The following is a 16259-nucleotide window of genomic DNA, read 5'->3' as shown; positions in this document are numbered from 1 at the left end:
GGCTTCTTGCTAATAAACTTTTATTTAGGCAGGCCATTAGGCAATAAATGCTCAGCACCTTGAGCAATCAGATCTTGCGCTACTGATAATCCTAAAGCCTCTGCATCATCAAGACTCTTTACGGCACCTTGAGCGCTGGCCAAACAAATTGCAGTGCCATCAACACTAGCAACAAAGGAGCGAATATTCATATGATCTTGATCCCAGGTAGCATACGCAGCCAAAGGTACTTCACAAGATCCGCCTAATTGGCGCGACACCATACGTTCAGCAGTCACTGCATAGAGTGTAGGTAAATCATTAAGCGGCGCAAGCCACTCTTTAATTCTGGGATGCTTAATCAGAGTTTCGATACCAAGTGCACCCTGTCCAGCAGCTGGCGTATAGGGATCAATGGGTAATAAAGCCCGAATACGGCTTCCTAAACCCAATCGCTTGAGACCTGCAGCAGCCAAAATAATTGCTTGGTACTCGCCGCGATCAAGCTTGCCCATACGGGTATCTAAATTACCCCTCAAGGGCTGGATCACTAAATGTGGAAATCTGGATCTAAGCACGGATTCTCGTCGCAAACTAGAAGTACCCACCACCGCACCTTTTGGTAAATCCTCTAGGCTGGCATAGTCATTAGAAACAAATGCATCATGAGCATCTTCACGGACCATCACGCATGACAAATCAAAGCCCTCTGGCATGACCATGGGGACGTCTTTTAGAGAATGCACCGCTAAATCTGCCCGACCATCTTCTAGGGCAGTTTCAAGTTCTTTTACAAATAAGCCCTTGCCACCCACTTTGGAGAGGGCTTTATCCAGTATTTGGTCTCCTCTAGTGGTCATACCCAGGATCTGTACATCGCATGCCGGATAGAGCTTTTTAAGGCAATCTCGGAGGTGTTCAGCCTGCCACATAGCGAGGCGGCTCTCACGGGAGGCGATTACAAGGCGCTCAGGGGTGCCAGAGTTGGAGGCTACAGGGCTAGAAATAGGTGTTTGGGACATAGCATTTAAAATAATTAAAGATTTACATCAATATACTGCGTTTATGAGCTCATCAAAAAATTCCCTTTCCAACAAAGCCCAAGCTTGGTCGGCCCGCTTTAATGAACCCGTTGACGAACTAGTTCAACGTTATACCGCCTCCATTGGTTTTGATCAACGATTTGCCTTAGTGGATATTGCTGGATCTTTAGCTCACGCTGAAATGCTGGCCACTCAAAAAATTATCGGCGCCCAAGATTTAGCGGATATTCAAAAGGGTATGGCCCAGATTAAAAGCGAAATTGAAGCCGGTGAATTTAACTGGCAACTCGCACTGGAAGATGTACATCTGAATATCGAGGCTCGCCTGACAGAGTTAGTTGGCGATGCTGGCAAGCGTCTTCATACTGGTCGTTCGCGGAATGACCAAGTAGCAACTGATTTGCGCCTGTGGTTGCGTGGCAGCGTTGATGAGATCGCAATCACTCTCAAAACCCTACGTACCGCCTTTCTTAACCTAGCTGAGAGTCACGCTGCAACGATCATGCCTGGCCATACTCATTTACAAGTAGCCCAGCCCATTACTTTTGGTCATCACTTGATGGCCTATTACGAAATGTTTAGTCGCGATGCGAGTCGCTTAGCAGATCTGCGCGCCCGCTTTAATCGTTTACCGCTCGGTGCGGCTGCTTTAGCCGGAACAACTTATCCTATCGATCGCGAGCAGGTTGCCAAAATTTTAGGTTTTGATGGTATCTGCAATAACTCTCTTGATGCAGTATCTGATCGTGACTTTGCGATTGAGTTCTGCGCCTTTGCATCCATCTTAATGATGCACGTGTCACGCTTATCTGAAGAGCTGGTACTGTGGTTGAGTCCACGTTTTAGCTTTATTGATTTACCAGATCGCTTCTGTACTGGCAGCTCCATCATGCCGCAGAAAAAGAATCCAGATGTACCAGAATTAGCTCGCGGCAAAACTGGGCGTGTTTATGGTGATTTGATTTCTTTACTGACCTTGATGAAGAGCCAGCCATTGGCGTACAACAAAGATAATCAAGAAGACAAAGAGCCTTTATTTGATGCGGTAGATACCGTGCAAGATACCTTGCGTATCTTCGCTGATATGGTGCCGCATATTCAGGTGAAAGCCGATGTGATGAAAGCTGCCGCTGAAGAAGGCTTCGCAACTGCCACTGACTTGGCTGATTACTTAGTTAAAAAGGGGTTGGCTTTCCGGGACGCTCACGAAGCAGTCGCTCATGCAGTGAAGGCCTGTGTAGGCCGTAACTGCATGCTTACTGATTTGTCACTCTCTGAATTGCGTTTTGCTTGTGGCTTAGATAGCCGCCCAGAGCTTATAGGTGATGATGTCTTTACTCTACTGACGGTGGATGGCTCCGTGAATTCTCGTCAACATGCTGGCGGTACCGCCCCAGCACAAGTACTTGCTGCAATTAAACGGGGTCGTGCAGATCTCTAATCCGCATGGGCTTTTGGGGAACGCTCTCAACAGGAATTGACCGCTTCAATCAATTCCTTGGCAAGGCAGCCAGCATCATGATTTTGCTGTCTTGCGTAGTGTCAGCTACTAATGCTCTGCTTCGCTATAGTCTAGATATCAGCAATAACTGGCCACTAGAATTACAGTGGTACTTATTTGCTGCCGCTGTCATGCTGGGGGCTGCATACACACTCAAGCGCAATGAGCATGTTCGAGTCGATTTAATTTACTCACAACTTTCTGATCGCGGACGTCTTTATGTAGACCTCTTTGGTTTGATTGTCTTTTTATTGCCCGCTTGCTTATTATTTTCCTGGCTGTCTTGGACTACTTTGTTTTATCCGTCCTGGTTAGTTTCTGAGCATTCACTCAATGCAGGTGGTTTATCGCGCTACCCCATTAAGTTTATTGTGCCTTTTGGTTTCTTCATGCTAAGTCTTCAGGGGCTCTCAGAAATCATCAAACGTATTGGCGCCCTCAAAGGTAAAGCAACATTACCCGCCGCTGATCTTCATTATGAAAAGCCCATGCAATGATTCCATTGGAATGGATGCCACCGTTGATGTTTGGCGGACTCATTGTGTTTATGTTGATCGGTTTTCCGGTAGCCTTTTCTTTAATGGCTGCAGGACTATTCTTTGCTGGCATTGCCATCAGTGAAAACTTCTTTGGCGTGCCGTTTTTGCAAGCTATTCCCCAGCGCATCTTTGGTAGCGTTCTTGCTAACGACCTACTGCTAGCAATCCCCTTCTTCACATTCATGGGCGCTATTCTTGAGCGCTGCGGTCTTGCAGAAGAGATGTTGGATTCCATGGGTCAGCTCTTTGGACGTATTCGGGGTGGACTTGGCTACTCAGTGATTATTGTGGGATTTATTCTGGGGGCGATCACGGGGACGGTGGCTGCGCAGGTGATCGCTATGACGATGATTTCTCTGCCAGTAATGATGCGTTATGGCTATAACATGCGCTACGCTACGGGCGTTTTAGCGGCTTCTGGGACTATTACCCAGTTAGTGCCACCCTCCTTGGTGCTGATTGTTTTGGCCGACCAACTAAAAACCCAAAGCGGTAGCGCCGATGTGGGCAGTATGTACCTTGGCGCTTGGGGGCCTTCCCTGCTGCAAATCGGTCTGTTTGCCCTCTACACTTTTTTCCTATCCCGCTTTAGGCCTGATTACCTTCCCGCGGCCCCAGAAAATGAACTCACTCTCAAAGGCTGGGTGCTGTGGAAAAAATGTCTATTAGGAATTATTCCCTCAGCGGCGCTGATTTTCTTGGTGCTGGGAACCATCATGACTGGCATCGCAACCCCAACCGAATCTGGCGCTATGGGAGCGATGGGTGCATTGCTTTTGGCATGGATTCGAAGGGCAAGCATTCCCAATCTCAATGGCTTGATACAGCAAGCCTATCAAAACACCATGCGGATTACTGCGATGGTAGTGTTCATCTTGATTGGTTCAACTTGCTTCTCAGTTGTTTTCCAAGGAGTTGATGGCGGTCACTGGGTAGAAGCATTGTTTTCCAACCTGCCGGGGGGCTGGATTGGATTCCTAGTGTTTGTGAATCTGTTTGTTTTCTTCTTGGCATTCTTCTTGGACTTCTTTGAAATCGCTTTCATCGTGGTGCCACTGCTTGCACCAGTCGCAGTCAAACTACTGGCACCAGTATTGCTTGCCTCCATGAATGGTAATCCTCAGGCAGCGGCTAGTGCTGCTCTAGTGTGGTTCGGCGTAATGCTGTGCGTCAATATGCAAACCTCATTTATGCATCCCCCATTTGGGTTTGCACTGTTTTATCTACGTGGCGTTGCACCTAAAGAAGTCAAAAGTAGTGATATCTACTGGGGCGCATTACCTTGGGTTGTTCTGCAACTCATCATGGTTGTGGTGGTTGCGGCATTCCCAGCTTTGGTCACCACCTTACTAGATAAGCCTTCTGTAGTGATTCAAAGTCAGGACTTTAATTTCACAGGAAGCGAAGAAGTTAAACCAGACTCATTGCCAAGCAAAGTTGATGAAGATGCGCCGGTTATCTTTCAGCTAGATAAGTCAATTAAATAAGTGAAGTGCTTGTCCTATTGGATAGTCTTTGTGATATTGAGCTAAAGACCTATTCAGGTGTTTTACGTTAGCTGGGGATCTTAGTAAATGTAATGTATCGATCATGCCATTGTATGTGGCCTTCGACATAAGAACTGCAGTCTCACAACCCTCACAAGAAATAATGGTCACATCACGATCGCTGACCACTTGATCGATTACCTGATCAAGCTGATTTACGGCGTCAGAAAATTGAATTACTCGCATACAAGCTCCACTTTAATCTGGGAATCTTACAGCCATTACTAAATGAATTCAGATTTACACACAAGCAAAAAAATACCCCGCAAAAGCAGGGTATTTCGAGGGATTCATTACTTAAACTAGATTACAGGGTGATATCTGGCTCCTGCCTTACGCAATCAACGTAGTACTCGCTACGTCCATCAATATCTGCTTTGACCAAGCCATGGATATCAGTTTCAAAGCCTGGGAATTGCTCATTGAAGTCACGAGCAAAGTAGAGATAGTCAATGATGCGTTTGTTAAAGCGCTCGCCTGGGATCAAGAGTGGAATACCTGGAGGATATGGTGTTACCAACATAGCGGTAATACGATCCTCAAGTTGATCCAGCGGAACACGATCCACCTTTTTGTGCGCCATCTTCGCCCAAGCTTCTGAAGGCATCATTGCTGGCACCATATCCGAGGTATACATCTCGGTAGTCATACGGGCTACATTACGACCCTTATAGAACTCATGAATCTGCTGGCAAATATCTTTGAGACCAACACGCTCGTAGCGAGGGTGTTTAGCAACGAACTCTGGCAATACTTTCCACAAGGGAGCGTTCTTATCAAAGTGGTCTTTAAATTGTTGTAGCTCAGTTACCAAAGTATTCCAACGACCCTTGGTGATACCGATGGTGAACATGATGAAGAAAGAGTACAAACCACACTTCTCTACGATCACGCCGTGCTCAGCTAAGTACTTGGTCACAATACTCGCCGGGATACCCATAGATCCGAAGTTACCTTCGACATCTAAACCAGGCGTAACTACTGTCGCCTTGATAGGATCGAGCATGTTGAAATCTTGTGCAACATTGCCAAAGTCGTGCCAACTAGCATTGGGCTCCAGAATCCAATCCGAACGCTCTCCAATTCCTTCTTCAGTTAAATGGTCTGGACCCCAAACCTTAAACCACCAATCTGCTCCAAACTTATCATCCACTTCACGCATTGCGCGACGGAAGTCCATTGCCTCAGCAATAGACTCCTCCACTAGCGTAGTACCTCCAGGAGACTCCATCATGGCAGCAGATACATCGCAAGAAGCGATGATGGCGTACTGGGGGCTAGTAGAGGTATGCATCAAATAGGCTTCATTGAAACAGTCTCGATCAAGCTTATGTTCTTCAGCGTCCTGCACCAATACCTGTGAAGCCTGTGATAAACCGGCTAATAACTTGTGGGTTGATTGGGTAGCAAACATCAAACTCTTTTTAGTGCGCTTGCGATCTGATCCGATGGCATGCATATCTTTATAGAATGGATGGAATGCAGCATGTGGTAACCAAGCTTCGTCGAAATGTAATGAATCGACTTTGCCATCGAGCATATCTTTAATCATCTCGACGTTATAAATAATCCCGTCATAAGTACTTTGTGTAAGCGTCATAACACGTGGCACCACGTTCTTATCTTTGATGAAAGGATTGGCATCAATTTTCTTCTTGATGTTTTTCCACTCAAACTCCTCTTTAGGAATCGGACCAATAATGCCGAGGTGATTACGCGTTGGCATCAAGAAGATCGGAATCGCGCCCATCATCGTGATCGAATGAATCACGGACTTATGGCAGTTGCGATCTACCAACACCACATCACCAGGGGCAACAGTAGAGTGCCAAACAATCTTATTGGATGTCGATGTACCGTTTGTCACAAAGAATAAATGATCAGCATTAAAGATGCGGGCAGCATTGCGCTCGCTTTGCAACACAGGTCCAGTGTGATCTAACAGCTGACCTAATTCTTCTACTGCATTACAGACGTCGGCACGCAGCATATTCTCACCAAAAAATTGATGGAACATACGCCCTACCGGACTCTTCAAGAAAGCCACACCACCAGAGTGCCCAGGACAATGCCACGAGTAAGAGCCTTCAGAGGCGTAATTAGTTAAGGCGCGGAAGAATGGAGGCGCCAATGAATCGAGGTATACCTTAGCCTCACGGATAATGTGACGCGCTACAAATTCTGGCGTATCTTCATTCATATGAATAAAGCCATGCAACTCACGCAAGATGTCATTTGGCATGTGGCGTGAAGTACGGGTCTCGCCGTACAAAAAGATGGGAATATCTTCGTTGCGTTTACGTACTTCGGTAATAAAAGCACGCAAATTATTCAAAGCAGGTAAATCATGATCTTCAGAGTCAGAAACAAACTCCTCATCATCGATCGACACAATAAAGCTAGAGGCACGGGAGGCCTGTTGGGCAAAGGATGTCAGGTCGCCGTAGCTAGTCAAGCCAATGACTTCCATGCCCTCAGTTTCAATCGCTTCAGCTAAGTCGCGAATCCCCGAACCTGAAATATTTTCAGAACGAAAGTCCTCATCAATGATGATGATTGGAAAACGAAATTTCATGTGTACCCTTTAAAGTCGCCAATGCGGCGATTAAGCAGATTAAGTCTTTGGCAGAGTAACGCCGACTTGGCCTTGATACTTACCGCCACGATCTTTGTACGACGTACCACACACTTCGTCGCTCTCGAAGAACAAAACTTGTGCACATCCTTCGCCGGCATAAATTTTTGCAGGCAACGGGGTCGTATTCGAAAACTCGAGAGTGACATAACCTTCCCATTCAGGCTCGAATGGAGTGACGTTCACAATAATTCCGCAACGTGCATACGTACTCTTACCAACGCAGACCGTTAATACGCTTCGTGGGATCTTGAAGTACTCAACAGTTCTTGCCAAAGCGAAAGAGTTTGGGGGAATGATACAAACCGGGCCCTTGAAATCGACAAACGATTGCTCATCGAAATTCTTGGGATCAACGATAGTGCTGTTGATGTTTGTGAAAATCTTGAATTCATCAGCACAACGAATGTCATAGCCATAGCTTGAAGTGCCATAGCTCACAATTTTATGTCCTGCGGCATCTTGGCGGACCTGCCCAGGTTCAAATGGGCTGATCATGCCTTGCTCGCCCATGCGGCGGATCCAGTGGTCAGATTTAATAGTCATGGCCGAATTGTAAAACCATCACGGGCTATATGCCCACCAATTTACGAGACTGCAGGTGGAGAGGTAAAAATTACCCTCTCAGGGGCATTGAAAATCTCAAAATGCTTCCCTGAACATCGGGATAACAAGGTGAGATTGGTTTTTCGGGCAAGCTCCAGTCCCATTAATGTCATGCCAGAGCGGGTCATTAAGAAAGGAATGCCCATTTGAGCGCCTTTAATGACCATTTCGGAAGTGAGGCGCCCTGTAGTGAAGAAGATGAGATCCTTACCTGGCTTGTCTGCCAGCCACATCAGCCCAGAGATTGAGTCAACGGCATTGTGGCGCCCAACATCCTCAATGAAATGGAGAAGGCGGACATGGTTATTACCGTCCCGCTCAAACACGGCGCAAGCGTGAACTGAGCCAGATTTTTTATAGATAGTGTCATGAACTCGAATGCTGTCAATCAGATCAACGATGGCCTCTTGGGTTAACTGAGGGCCATCTGGCAATCTGATCTCTGCCATCTCCTCAATCAAGCCGCCAAACATGGTGCCCTGACCACAGCCGGTCGTTACAACGCGCTTGCTGGTGAGGGCATCGATGTCGACCGTACTACGATGAGTCTTGACTGCCGCTGAATCGGTTTCCCAATCGACCTGAATACTCGCAATATCATCTGGCGATTCTACGAGGCGTTGATTACGCAAATAGCCCAGAACTAAAGCCTCAGGCGCACTTCCCAAGGTCATCAGAGTGACCACTTCCCGCTTATCTAGGTAAATGGTTAAAGGGCGCTCACCGGGGATATGAGTGGTCTTAATGCGCCCCGCCTCATCCATGACTTCTACCTCGTGCACCATCGGCACGGAAGCGTGAGACATCTGAATGTTGTGGGGCAAAGCCATAAAACGCCTCTTGAATAGGTTCAAATCGGTGTTAACTTTAACCGCAGACTAAAATTGGTGCTGAAACAGGGCTTCAAGCCCCATAATCTTATATTGCCATTTGTTGAAACTTTTTCTATTTAAGCCCGCATGAGTAGCCCCAAACGTCGCCTGCTAGTTACCTCCGCCCTACCCTACGCCAATGGCCAGATTCATATTGGGCATTTGGTGGAGTATGTTCAGACAGATATTTGGGTTCGCTTTCAGAGAATGCGTGGTCACGAAGTGCACTATGTTGGCGCCGATGACACCCACGGCACTCCGATCATGTTGCGCGCCGAAAAAGAGGGCCTTACCCCGAAAGAGCTCATTGCGAATGTTTGGCAAGAGCACAAGCGCGACTTTGATGATTTCTTAATTTCGTTTGACAACTACTACACCACCGATAGCCCTGAGAATGAAAAGCTGTCTCAAAGTATCTATCTCAAGTTACGTGATGCCGGCTTAATTGAAATGCGCTCTATTGAGCAAGCATACGATCCCGTTAAAGAAATGTTCTTGCCAGATCGCTTTATCAAAGGTGAATGTCCTAAGTGTGGCGCCAAAGATCAGTACGGTGACTCTTGCGAAAAGTGTGGGGCAACCTATTCCCCCACTGATTTAAAGAATCCATTCTCCGTAGTGAGTGGCGCAACACCTATTAAAAAAGTTTCCGATCATTACTTCTTTAAATTATCCGATCCTCGCTGCGAAACCTTCTTGCGGGACTGGACCCAGGTAAGAACCCCACTGCAAGCTGAAGCTCGCAACAAAATGAAGGAATGGGTTGGACAGCCTGGAGACAGTAAGTTAGGTGACTGGGATATCTCACGTGATGCCCCCTACTTTGGCTTTGAGATTCCGGATGCTCCAGGCAAATATTTTTATGTGTGGCTTGATGCACCGATTGGCTATTACGCTAGCTTTCTCAATTACTGCCAGGCTAAAGGCATGAACTTTGAGGAGTGGGTCAGACCAGATACGACTACCGAGCAGTATCACTTCATCGGTAAGGATATTCTGTATTTCCACACGCTCTTTTGGCCAGCAACCCTGCACTTTGCAGGTTACCGTACGCCAACTAATGTGTTTGCTCATGGTTTCCTCACGGTCGATGGCGAGAAGATGAGTAAATCACGTGGCACTTTAATTTCTGCGCACAGCGTAATTGAATCTGGATTTAATCCTGAATGGTTCCGCTATTACTTTGCAACCAAACTGAACGACAGCATGGAAGATTTGGATTTAAATCTTCAAGACTTTGTTGCACGTGTGAATAGCGATCTACTCGGCAAATACATCAATATCGCAAGTCGTAGTGCTGGTTTTCTGGTGAAGCGTTTTGGTGGTGTCGTTTCTGATGAGGCAATGAACAACCCGTTACTGACTGAGATTGCATCTGCTAGTGAAAAAATTGCTGGCCTGTATGAAGCGCGTGAATATGCCAAGGCATTGCGCACCATCATGGAGTTGGCTGACAAGGTCAATGCTTTTGTTGACGAAAATAAACCTTGGGAAGTCGCCAAAGATCCTGAGCGCGAGTCTGACTTGCAGCGAGTCTGCAGCATCACCTTAGAGGCATTCCGTTTATTAAGTCTTTATCTCAAGCCAGTACTTCCAGAAGTCACGGCCGGGGTTGAGGACTTCCTCTCTGTGCCAGCCATGACCTGGAATGACGTGAAAACACCTCTCTCCAGCCAAAATCCGATCAAGCCCTATAAACACCTTATGACGCGCGTTGAAGCGCCTCAAATTGAGGCTTTATTGGCAGCAAACCTCTAAAAAAGACCCCAAAAGGGCTGATTTTTAAGAATTAGCCAAAAAGTCGGCAGGTTTGTAGGAAAAATCGTTAATAATGGTGTTCTAGGCAATACATTGCCTCGCAGTATTTTTTGTAAGTTATTGAATTAAATAAGAATTTTAGGAAATATGATGGCTAGGTATACATCCGAATTCACCCAGTTCTTAAATGAGCTCAAATCCGAGAAACCAGATCTCGAAGCTGGCCAGCAAGCTGGTCGCGCCCTCCTTTGGGATAAAGAGCCTTTGACTATTGAAGATCAGCGTCGCGCTCAAGCAGCTAAATTAAAACAACGCGCTTACGTGTATTCGAATGACTAACTCAAGCAATGCCTTGGGAGCAGAGCCAAGCGTTCAAACAGAGTTGCTTGATAGCACACCATCGGTTACTGATGGGATGTCTTCGGCATTCGCCAAACTATATGGCGAGCCGCTTTTTAAGCTTCCAACAGATCTCTATATTCCGCCAGATGCCCTAGAAGTTTTTCTAGAGGCGTTTGAAGGTCCGCTTGATCTTCTGCTTTACCTGATTCGTAAACAGAATTTCAATGTACTTGATATTCCAATGGCACAGGTCACTCAGCAGTACCTGAGCTACATCGATCAAATCCGCCATCACAACTTAGAGCTTGCTGCCGAATATCTTTTAATGGCAGCCATGTTGATCGAGATTAAATCTCGCATGCTCTTGCCAATGAAGAAGGCCGATAGCGATGAAGAGGTGGAAGATCCTCGTGCGGAATTGGTTCGTCGCCTCCTAGAGTACGAGCGCATGAAATTGGCTGCACAAGAGCTTGACCAAATTCCGCAACAAGGACGTGACTTTCAAATCGCACATGGTTATGTTGACACTACTGTTGCAGTGACCTGGCCTGAGGTCAATCAAGATGATCTGCAAATGGCTTGGCGTGACGTACTGCACCGTGCAAAACTAAATCAACACCATACGATTACCCGTGAGGAGTTATCTGTTCGAGATTTCATGACGCGCATTTTGCGTCGCTTACAAAACACACGCTTTGTTGAGTTTGGTGAGTTATTTGAAGAGGCTATTAAATCTGGCAAAGGCATTCCAATAGTCATAGTGAACTTCATTGCGATGCTAGAGCTCTCACGCGAGGCTTTAGTTGAAATTACCCAAGCAGAGCCATACGCTCCAATCTACGTTCGCCTTGCCTATACCCCTGTTGCATGAAAATTATTAGCGATATACAAGAGTTGCGCGACCATTTGCGCGGACAAAATCGCGCTTCTTTTGTGCCAACCATGGGCAATCTCCATGAAGGTCATTTATCACTAATGCGTCTTGCTAGGCAACATGGTGATCCCGTAGTCGCTAGCATCTTTGTGAACCGCCTACAGTTTGGTCCAAATGAAGATTTTGATAGCTACCCGCGCACTATGCAGGCAGATATCGATAAGCTTGAAAAAGAAGGTGTTTATATCTTGTTTGCACCCACTGAGCGAGACCTATATCCGCAGCCTCAGGAATATCGCGTAGATCCGCCACAGCAACTAGGAGATATTCTTGAGGGCGAATTCCGCCCCGGCTTCTTTAAAGGTGTTTGTACTGTTGTACTCAAGCTCCTATCGTGCGTACAACCCAAAGTAGCAGTCTTTGGCAAAAAAGATTACCAGCAACTGATGATCATTCGCCAGATGGCCAAACAATTTGCCCTACCTGTAGACATCATTCCAGGAGAAACGATTCGTGCAGAAGATGGTCTTGCCCTCTCCTCTCGCAATGGTTATCTCTCCAATGAAGAACGTCTAGAAGCCCCTGAGCTTCAAAAAGTCTTGCAGCAAGTGCGTGCTCGCGTGCTGAATTTGAGTGAGCGCAATACGCATTCGCTGGTCGAGATTGAAAAGCTCGCTGTGGATCTTCTGACTGGCCGTGGTTGGCAACCAGACTATATTGCCATACGCCAGCAAAGTGATTTAGCGCCTGCCTCCAATCAAAGTCTGCAATCAGGCGAACCTTTAGTTATTTTGACGGCTGCCAAGCTAGGTAAAACACGTTTGATTGATAACTTAGAGATTTAATCTCCAATCATCCGCTTTGCAACGCGATTTACAGCGCGAAGAACTGACCTGTCGCTAAGTTCAACTCTTTAGCCAATTCGGCACCCGTTACTTTTCCTGACGCGCCTTTTGCTTTGAGGACCTCGATTTGTCCGCCATGACAAGCTACAAAGAACGAGTCCGAAGTAATTTGGGTGATTTCACCAGGCTTGCCTTTAACCGCGCCGAAGGTAGCCACTACATGCTTGTGGCAATCGTAGATCTGGACTTTTTGCTCGCCAAATTTAGTCCAAGCACCTGGTGCCGGATTAGATGCACGAATCAAATTAAAGATCTGATTAATATGAGTAGCCCAATGAATTTGAGCTGCATCAACACCAAACCAACCTTCATAATTTGCCAGCGATTCATCCTGGATAACTTCTTGATGCTGATTGGCCACTACTAGATCTGCAGCTTCGAGCAATGCGTTAATGCCAACTGGGAAAAGATGATCAAAGTACACCTTACCTAGAGTGTCATTAGGCCCAATCACAACCTCTTTTTGCAAGATCACTTCGCCCTCGTCCAATCCGTCAGATGGTCGGAAGATTGTTAAGCCCGTCTTCTCTTCACCTAATGCGATCGCCCAATTGATAGCGCTAGGGCCGCGATATTTCGGCAGTAGTGATGGGTGATATTGAATTGTGCCATGTTTTGGTATCTTACAAAGCTCTTGGGGTACGAACTGCAGCACATAGGCCATGACGCAAATATCAGCCTTGCTATCTATCATCGCTTGCGCTGCTTCAGGCCCCTTGAGAGAAGCAAATTGCAAAGGCGCTAAACCCTTTGCAATAGCGGCTTCTTTTAACACTTCGGGCTTGGTCGACTTAGGATTGTCAGGCGGACAAAACACGGCAACGACTTCATCGCCACGATCCAAAAAAGCCTCTAAGGCTGCCTTACCAAAATCAGCACTACCAATCAGCGCAACCCGCATCTTAGATTACCTTATCGTGGCGTAGAGCAATTAGCTCGTCGGTTGAATAACCTAACTCACTCAGAATTTCATCGGTGTGTTCACCTAATAATGGTGAACGCGTCACATCAGTGGGACTGTCAGACATCTTGATTGGATTACCTACTGTAAGGTACTTGCCACGAATTGGATGATCTACTTCAACTACAGTTCCAGTCGCACGCAATGCGGGCTCTTCTGCGATTTCTTTCATTGACAAAATTGGGCCGCATGGAATGTCGTATTTATTCAGAATATCCATGACTTCAAACTTGGTCTTAGTCATCGTCCATTTTTCAATTTCACCAAAGATTTCCATCAAATGTGGGAGGCGAGCCATTGGTGATGCAAAACGCACATCCGTAATCCAATCTTCGCGACCAATCACTTTACAGACTGCCTCCCAAACTGGCGCTTGCACGATAACGTACATATAGGAGTTTGGATCTGTTTCCCAACCTTTACATTTCACAATCCAGCCTGGTTGACCACCACCGGAGGCGTTACCAGCACGAGGTACAGAGTCACCAAACTCTCCGTTAGGGAATTGTGGGTACTCTTGCATCAAGCCGTTACGCTCTAAGCGCTGTTGATCACGTAGCTTCACGCGGCATAAATTTAATACAGCATCTTGCATCGCTGCCAATACTTTTTGACCACGACCAGAGTGTGTGCGCTGATACAGAGCTGTCACGATACCTAGAGCTAAATGTAATCCAGTACCGCTATCACCAATTTGCGCACCAGTAACCATCGGAGGGCCATCATCAAAGCCTGTGGTCGATGCTGATCCACCAGCACACTGCGCCACGTTCTCATAAACCTTACAGTCCTCGTAAGGACCGGGACCAAAACCTTTTACTGAAGCCATGATCATCATAGGATTGAGTTCTTGAATACGCTCCCAAGAAAAACCCATGCGATCTAATGCGCCAGGAGCAAAATTTTCAACTAGAACATCACACTCTTTAATCAGACGCTCTAGAATTTCTTTACCTTTTGGAGTTTTCGTATTAACAGTGATTGAACGCTTGTTATGGTTCAGCATTGTGAAATACAAACTATCCGCATCCGGGATATCGCGCAATTGGCCACGGGTAGCATCACCCTCACCAGATTTTTCTACTTTGATTACATCGGCACCAAACCAAGCAAGCAGCTGGGTACAAGTTGGGCCAGATTGAACATGCGTGAAGTCAAGAATTTTGACCCCTTCTAATGCTTTTGCCATGATTAAAGTCCTAATAAGAATGAAATTTTGAATTAGGGCAATTTTACCAGCGCCAGATGTTGGCGGAATGCTGGATGCCTATTTATTGGGCATCTTAGTGATTAATGCCCAAGAATAGCTATTTGGCTGCAGAATTAGGGCTTTTTTCAAGATCGAGCAACGCTCTTTTGATGCCGGCAACATATAAAAAAGGCGCCCACAAGGAGCGCCTTTGAAGCTAAAACAAATACTACTAATTGTTATTAGACTGCTTTTGCTGCATGCAGCTTAGCGATGTCATCAGCGCTATAGCCGAGGTCAGCCAATACTTCATTAGTGTGCTCACCCAATACTGGTGATGGACCTACTTCGATTTCCAAATCAGAGAACTTGATTGGACTACCGATAGTCAAGTACTTACCGCGTACCTTGTGATCGACTTCAACGATAGAACCACTCTTACGCAAGTCAGGTGATGCAGCCAATTCCTTCATTGACAGAACTGGTGCGCAAGGGATATCGAACTTACGGAGGATATCCACAGCTTCGTACTTTGTCTTATCCTTGAGCCACTCTTCGATTGTTGCGAAGATATCAAAAATCTTATCTTGACGTGCTTCTGCAGTCATATACGCTGGATCAGTTGCCCACTCTGGCTTGCCCAAAGCTTTAGTAATTGGCTCCCAAGCATGACCTTGAATTGTGAAATAGATATAAGCATTTGGATCTGTTTCCCAACCCTTACACTTCAATACCCAGCCTGGCTGACCGCCACCACCAGCGTTACCGCCACGTGGTACTACGTCAGAGAATGTACCGTGTGGGTACTGTGGGTACTCTTCGAGGTAACCAACTTTATCCAAACGCTGTTGGTCACGCAATTTAACGCGGCACAAGTTCAATACAGCATCTTGCATTGAGCAAGATACTTTCTGACCTTTGCCAGTTTTTTGACGCTGCATCAATGCAGTCAAAATACCAATGGCCAAGTGCATACCAGTGTTGCTATCGCCCAAAGCAGCAGCAGAAACTGTTGGAGGACCATCCCAGAAACCAGTTGTGGAAGCGGCACCGCCAGCACACTGAGCAACGTTTTCATAAACCTTTAAGTCTTCATATGAGTGACCATCGCTAAAGCCTTTGACAGAAGCCATGATCATCTTTGGATTTAATTCCTGAATGCGCGCCCAGCTAAAACCCATGCGATCTAAAGCGCCTGGACCGAAGTTCTCAACCATGACGTCAGAAGTCTTAATCATCTTCTCTAAAACTTCTTTACCTTCTTGAGTCTTGGTATCCAAAGTCAAAGAACGCTTATTACCATTCAACATCGTGAAATACAAAGCATCTGCACCTGGAATATCGCGCAACTGGCTACGAGTTACGTCGCCAGAGCCTGGACGCTCAACTTTAATAACGTCAGCACCGTACCAAGCCAACAGCTGAGTACATGCAGGACCAGCTTGCACGTGTGTGAAATCGATGATGCGAATACCGTCTAATGGTTTAGTCATGTTTGATTCTCCTTA

15 protein-coding genes are annotated in these 16259 nt (G+C 46.4%); 7 read left to right on the top strand and 8 right to left on the bottom strand.

Annotation, left to right across the window (positions count from 1 at the left end):
* Positions 1-20: 20 nt before the first annotated feature.
* Positions 21-1001 carry a hydroxymethylbilane synthase gene (hemC, locus tag ICV89_RS02960; protein WP_215309549.1) on the bottom strand — a complete coding sequence of 327 codons (981 nt, stop codon included), beginning with the start codon at positions 999-1001 and terminating at the stop codon, positions 21-23.
* 43 nt (positions 1002-1044) lie between these two features.
* Between hemC and argH the strand changes: the two genes are divergently transcribed.
* From argH to ICV89_RS02945, 3 genes are read left to right on the top strand one after another with little or no spacing between them, the layout of a single operon-like run.
* A complete protein-coding gene (gene argH / locus ICV89_RS02955) occupies positions 1045-2463 on the top strand; it encodes an argininosuccinate lyase (RefSeq protein WP_215309547.1) in 1419 nt (472 codons plus the stop codon).
* Between the two features lie 5 nt (positions 2464-2468).
* Positions 2469-3020 (top strand): TRAP transporter small permease subunit, encoded by a 552-nt coding sequence (locus tag ICV89_RS02950; RefSeq protein WP_215309545.1) that lies wholly within the window; start codon positions 2469-2471, stop codon positions 3018-3020.
* Positions 3017-4549 (top strand): TRAP transporter large permease subunit, encoded by a 1533-nt coding sequence (locus ICV89_RS02945; RefSeq protein ID WP_215309543.1) that lies wholly within the window; start codon positions 3017-3019, stop codon positions 4547-4549. The genes ICV89_RS02950 and ICV89_RS02945 overlap by 4 nt, the downstream gene beginning before the upstream one ends.
* On the opposite strand, the gene ICV89_RS02940 is transcribed toward ICV89_RS02945, so the two are convergent.
* The 4 genes from ICV89_RS02940 to ICV89_RS02925 form a co-directional block, all read right to left on the bottom strand.
* On the bottom strand, positions 4538-4795 hold the full coding sequence (locus tag ICV89_RS02940) for a type II toxin-antitoxin system Phd/YefM family antitoxin (protein ID WP_215309542.1): 258 nt from the start codon (positions 4793-4795) through the stop codon (positions 4538-4540). The genes ICV89_RS02945 and ICV89_RS02940 overlap by 12 nt on opposite strands.
* A gap of 121 nt (positions 4796-4916) precedes the next feature.
* Positions 4917-7184 (bottom strand): arginine/lysine/ornithine decarboxylase, encoded by a 2268-nt coding sequence (locus ICV89_RS02935; RefSeq protein ID WP_215309540.1) that lies wholly within the window; start codon positions 7182-7184, stop codon positions 4917-4919.
* A 39-nt stretch (positions 7185-7223) separates the two neighbouring features.
* Positions 7224-7790, bottom strand: a complete 567-nt coding sequence (dcd, locus tag ICV89_RS02930) for a dCTP deaminase (RefSeq protein WP_215309538.1) — start codon at positions 7788-7790, stop codon at positions 7224-7226.
* A 41-nt stretch (positions 7791-7831) separates the two neighbouring features.
* On the bottom strand, positions 7832-8674 hold the full coding sequence (locus ICV89_RS02925) for a formate dehydrogenase accessory sulfurtransferase FdhD (protein WP_215310299.1): 843 nt from the start codon (positions 8672-8674) through the stop codon (positions 7832-7834).
* Positions 8675-8809: 135 nt separating this feature from the next.
* Between ICV89_RS02925 and metG the strand changes: the two genes are divergently transcribed.
* The 4 genes from metG (at position 8810) to panC (ending at position 12541) form a co-directional block, all read left to right on the top strand.
* Positions 8810-10480 carry a methionine--tRNA ligase gene (gene metG / locus ICV89_RS02920; RefSeq protein ID WP_215309532.1) on the top strand — a complete coding sequence of 557 codons (1671 nt, stop codon included), beginning with the start codon at positions 8810-8812 and terminating at the stop codon, positions 10478-10480.
* Positions 10481-10630: 150 nt separating this feature from the next.
* Positions 10631-10819 (top strand): DUF3460 family protein, encoded by a 189-nt coding sequence (locus tag ICV89_RS02915; RefSeq protein WP_215306243.1) that lies wholly within the window; start codon positions 10631-10633, stop codon positions 10817-10819.
* Entirely contained in the window at positions 10812-11693 is an 882-nt protein-coding gene (locus ICV89_RS02910; RefSeq protein ID WP_215309531.1) for a ScpA family protein, read from the top strand. The genes ICV89_RS02915 and ICV89_RS02910 overlap by 8 nt, the downstream gene beginning before the upstream one ends.
* The gene (panC, locus tag ICV89_RS02905) at positions 11690-12541 is read left to right on the top strand and encodes a pantoate--beta-alanine ligase (protein WP_215309529.1); all 852 of its coding nucleotides are present in this window, start codon (positions 11690-11692) and stop codon (positions 12539-12541) included. Before ICV89_RS02910 ends, panC begins: the two co-directional genes overlap by 4 nt.
* 28 nt (positions 12542-12569) lie before the next feature.
* Here panC and ICV89_RS02900 read toward each other — a convergent pair whose 3' ends face one another.
* The 3 genes from ICV89_RS02900 to frc (ICV89_RS02890) form a co-directional block, all read right to left on the bottom strand.
* Positions 12570-13502: a methionyl-tRNA formyltransferase gene (locus tag ICV89_RS02900; protein WP_215309528.1), complete on the bottom strand. Its 933-nt coding sequence runs from the start codon at positions 13500-13502 to the stop codon at positions 12570-12572.
* A gap of 1 nt (position 13503) precedes the next feature.
* Entirely contained in the window at positions 13504-14751 is a 1248-nt protein-coding gene (gene frc / locus ICV89_RS02895; protein ID WP_215309527.1) for a formyl-CoA transferase, read from the bottom strand.
* Positions 14752-14993: 242 nt separating this feature from the next.
* Positions 14994-16244, bottom strand: a complete 1251-nt coding sequence (frc, locus tag ICV89_RS02890) for a formyl-CoA transferase (RefSeq protein ID WP_215309525.1) — start codon at positions 16242-16244, stop codon at positions 14994-14996.
* Between the last annotated feature and the right edge of the window lie 15 nt (positions 16245-16259).

Source organism: Polynucleobacter sp. Adler-ghost, from assembly GCF_018688495.1.
In the GTDB taxonomy this organism is placed as follows: Bacteria; Pseudomonadota; Gammaproteobacteria; order Burkholderiales; family Burkholderiaceae; genus Polynucleobacter.
The sequence above is the reverse complement of the archived record's forward strand: the minus strand, read 5'-3'. Positions and strand labels throughout refer to the sequence as shown.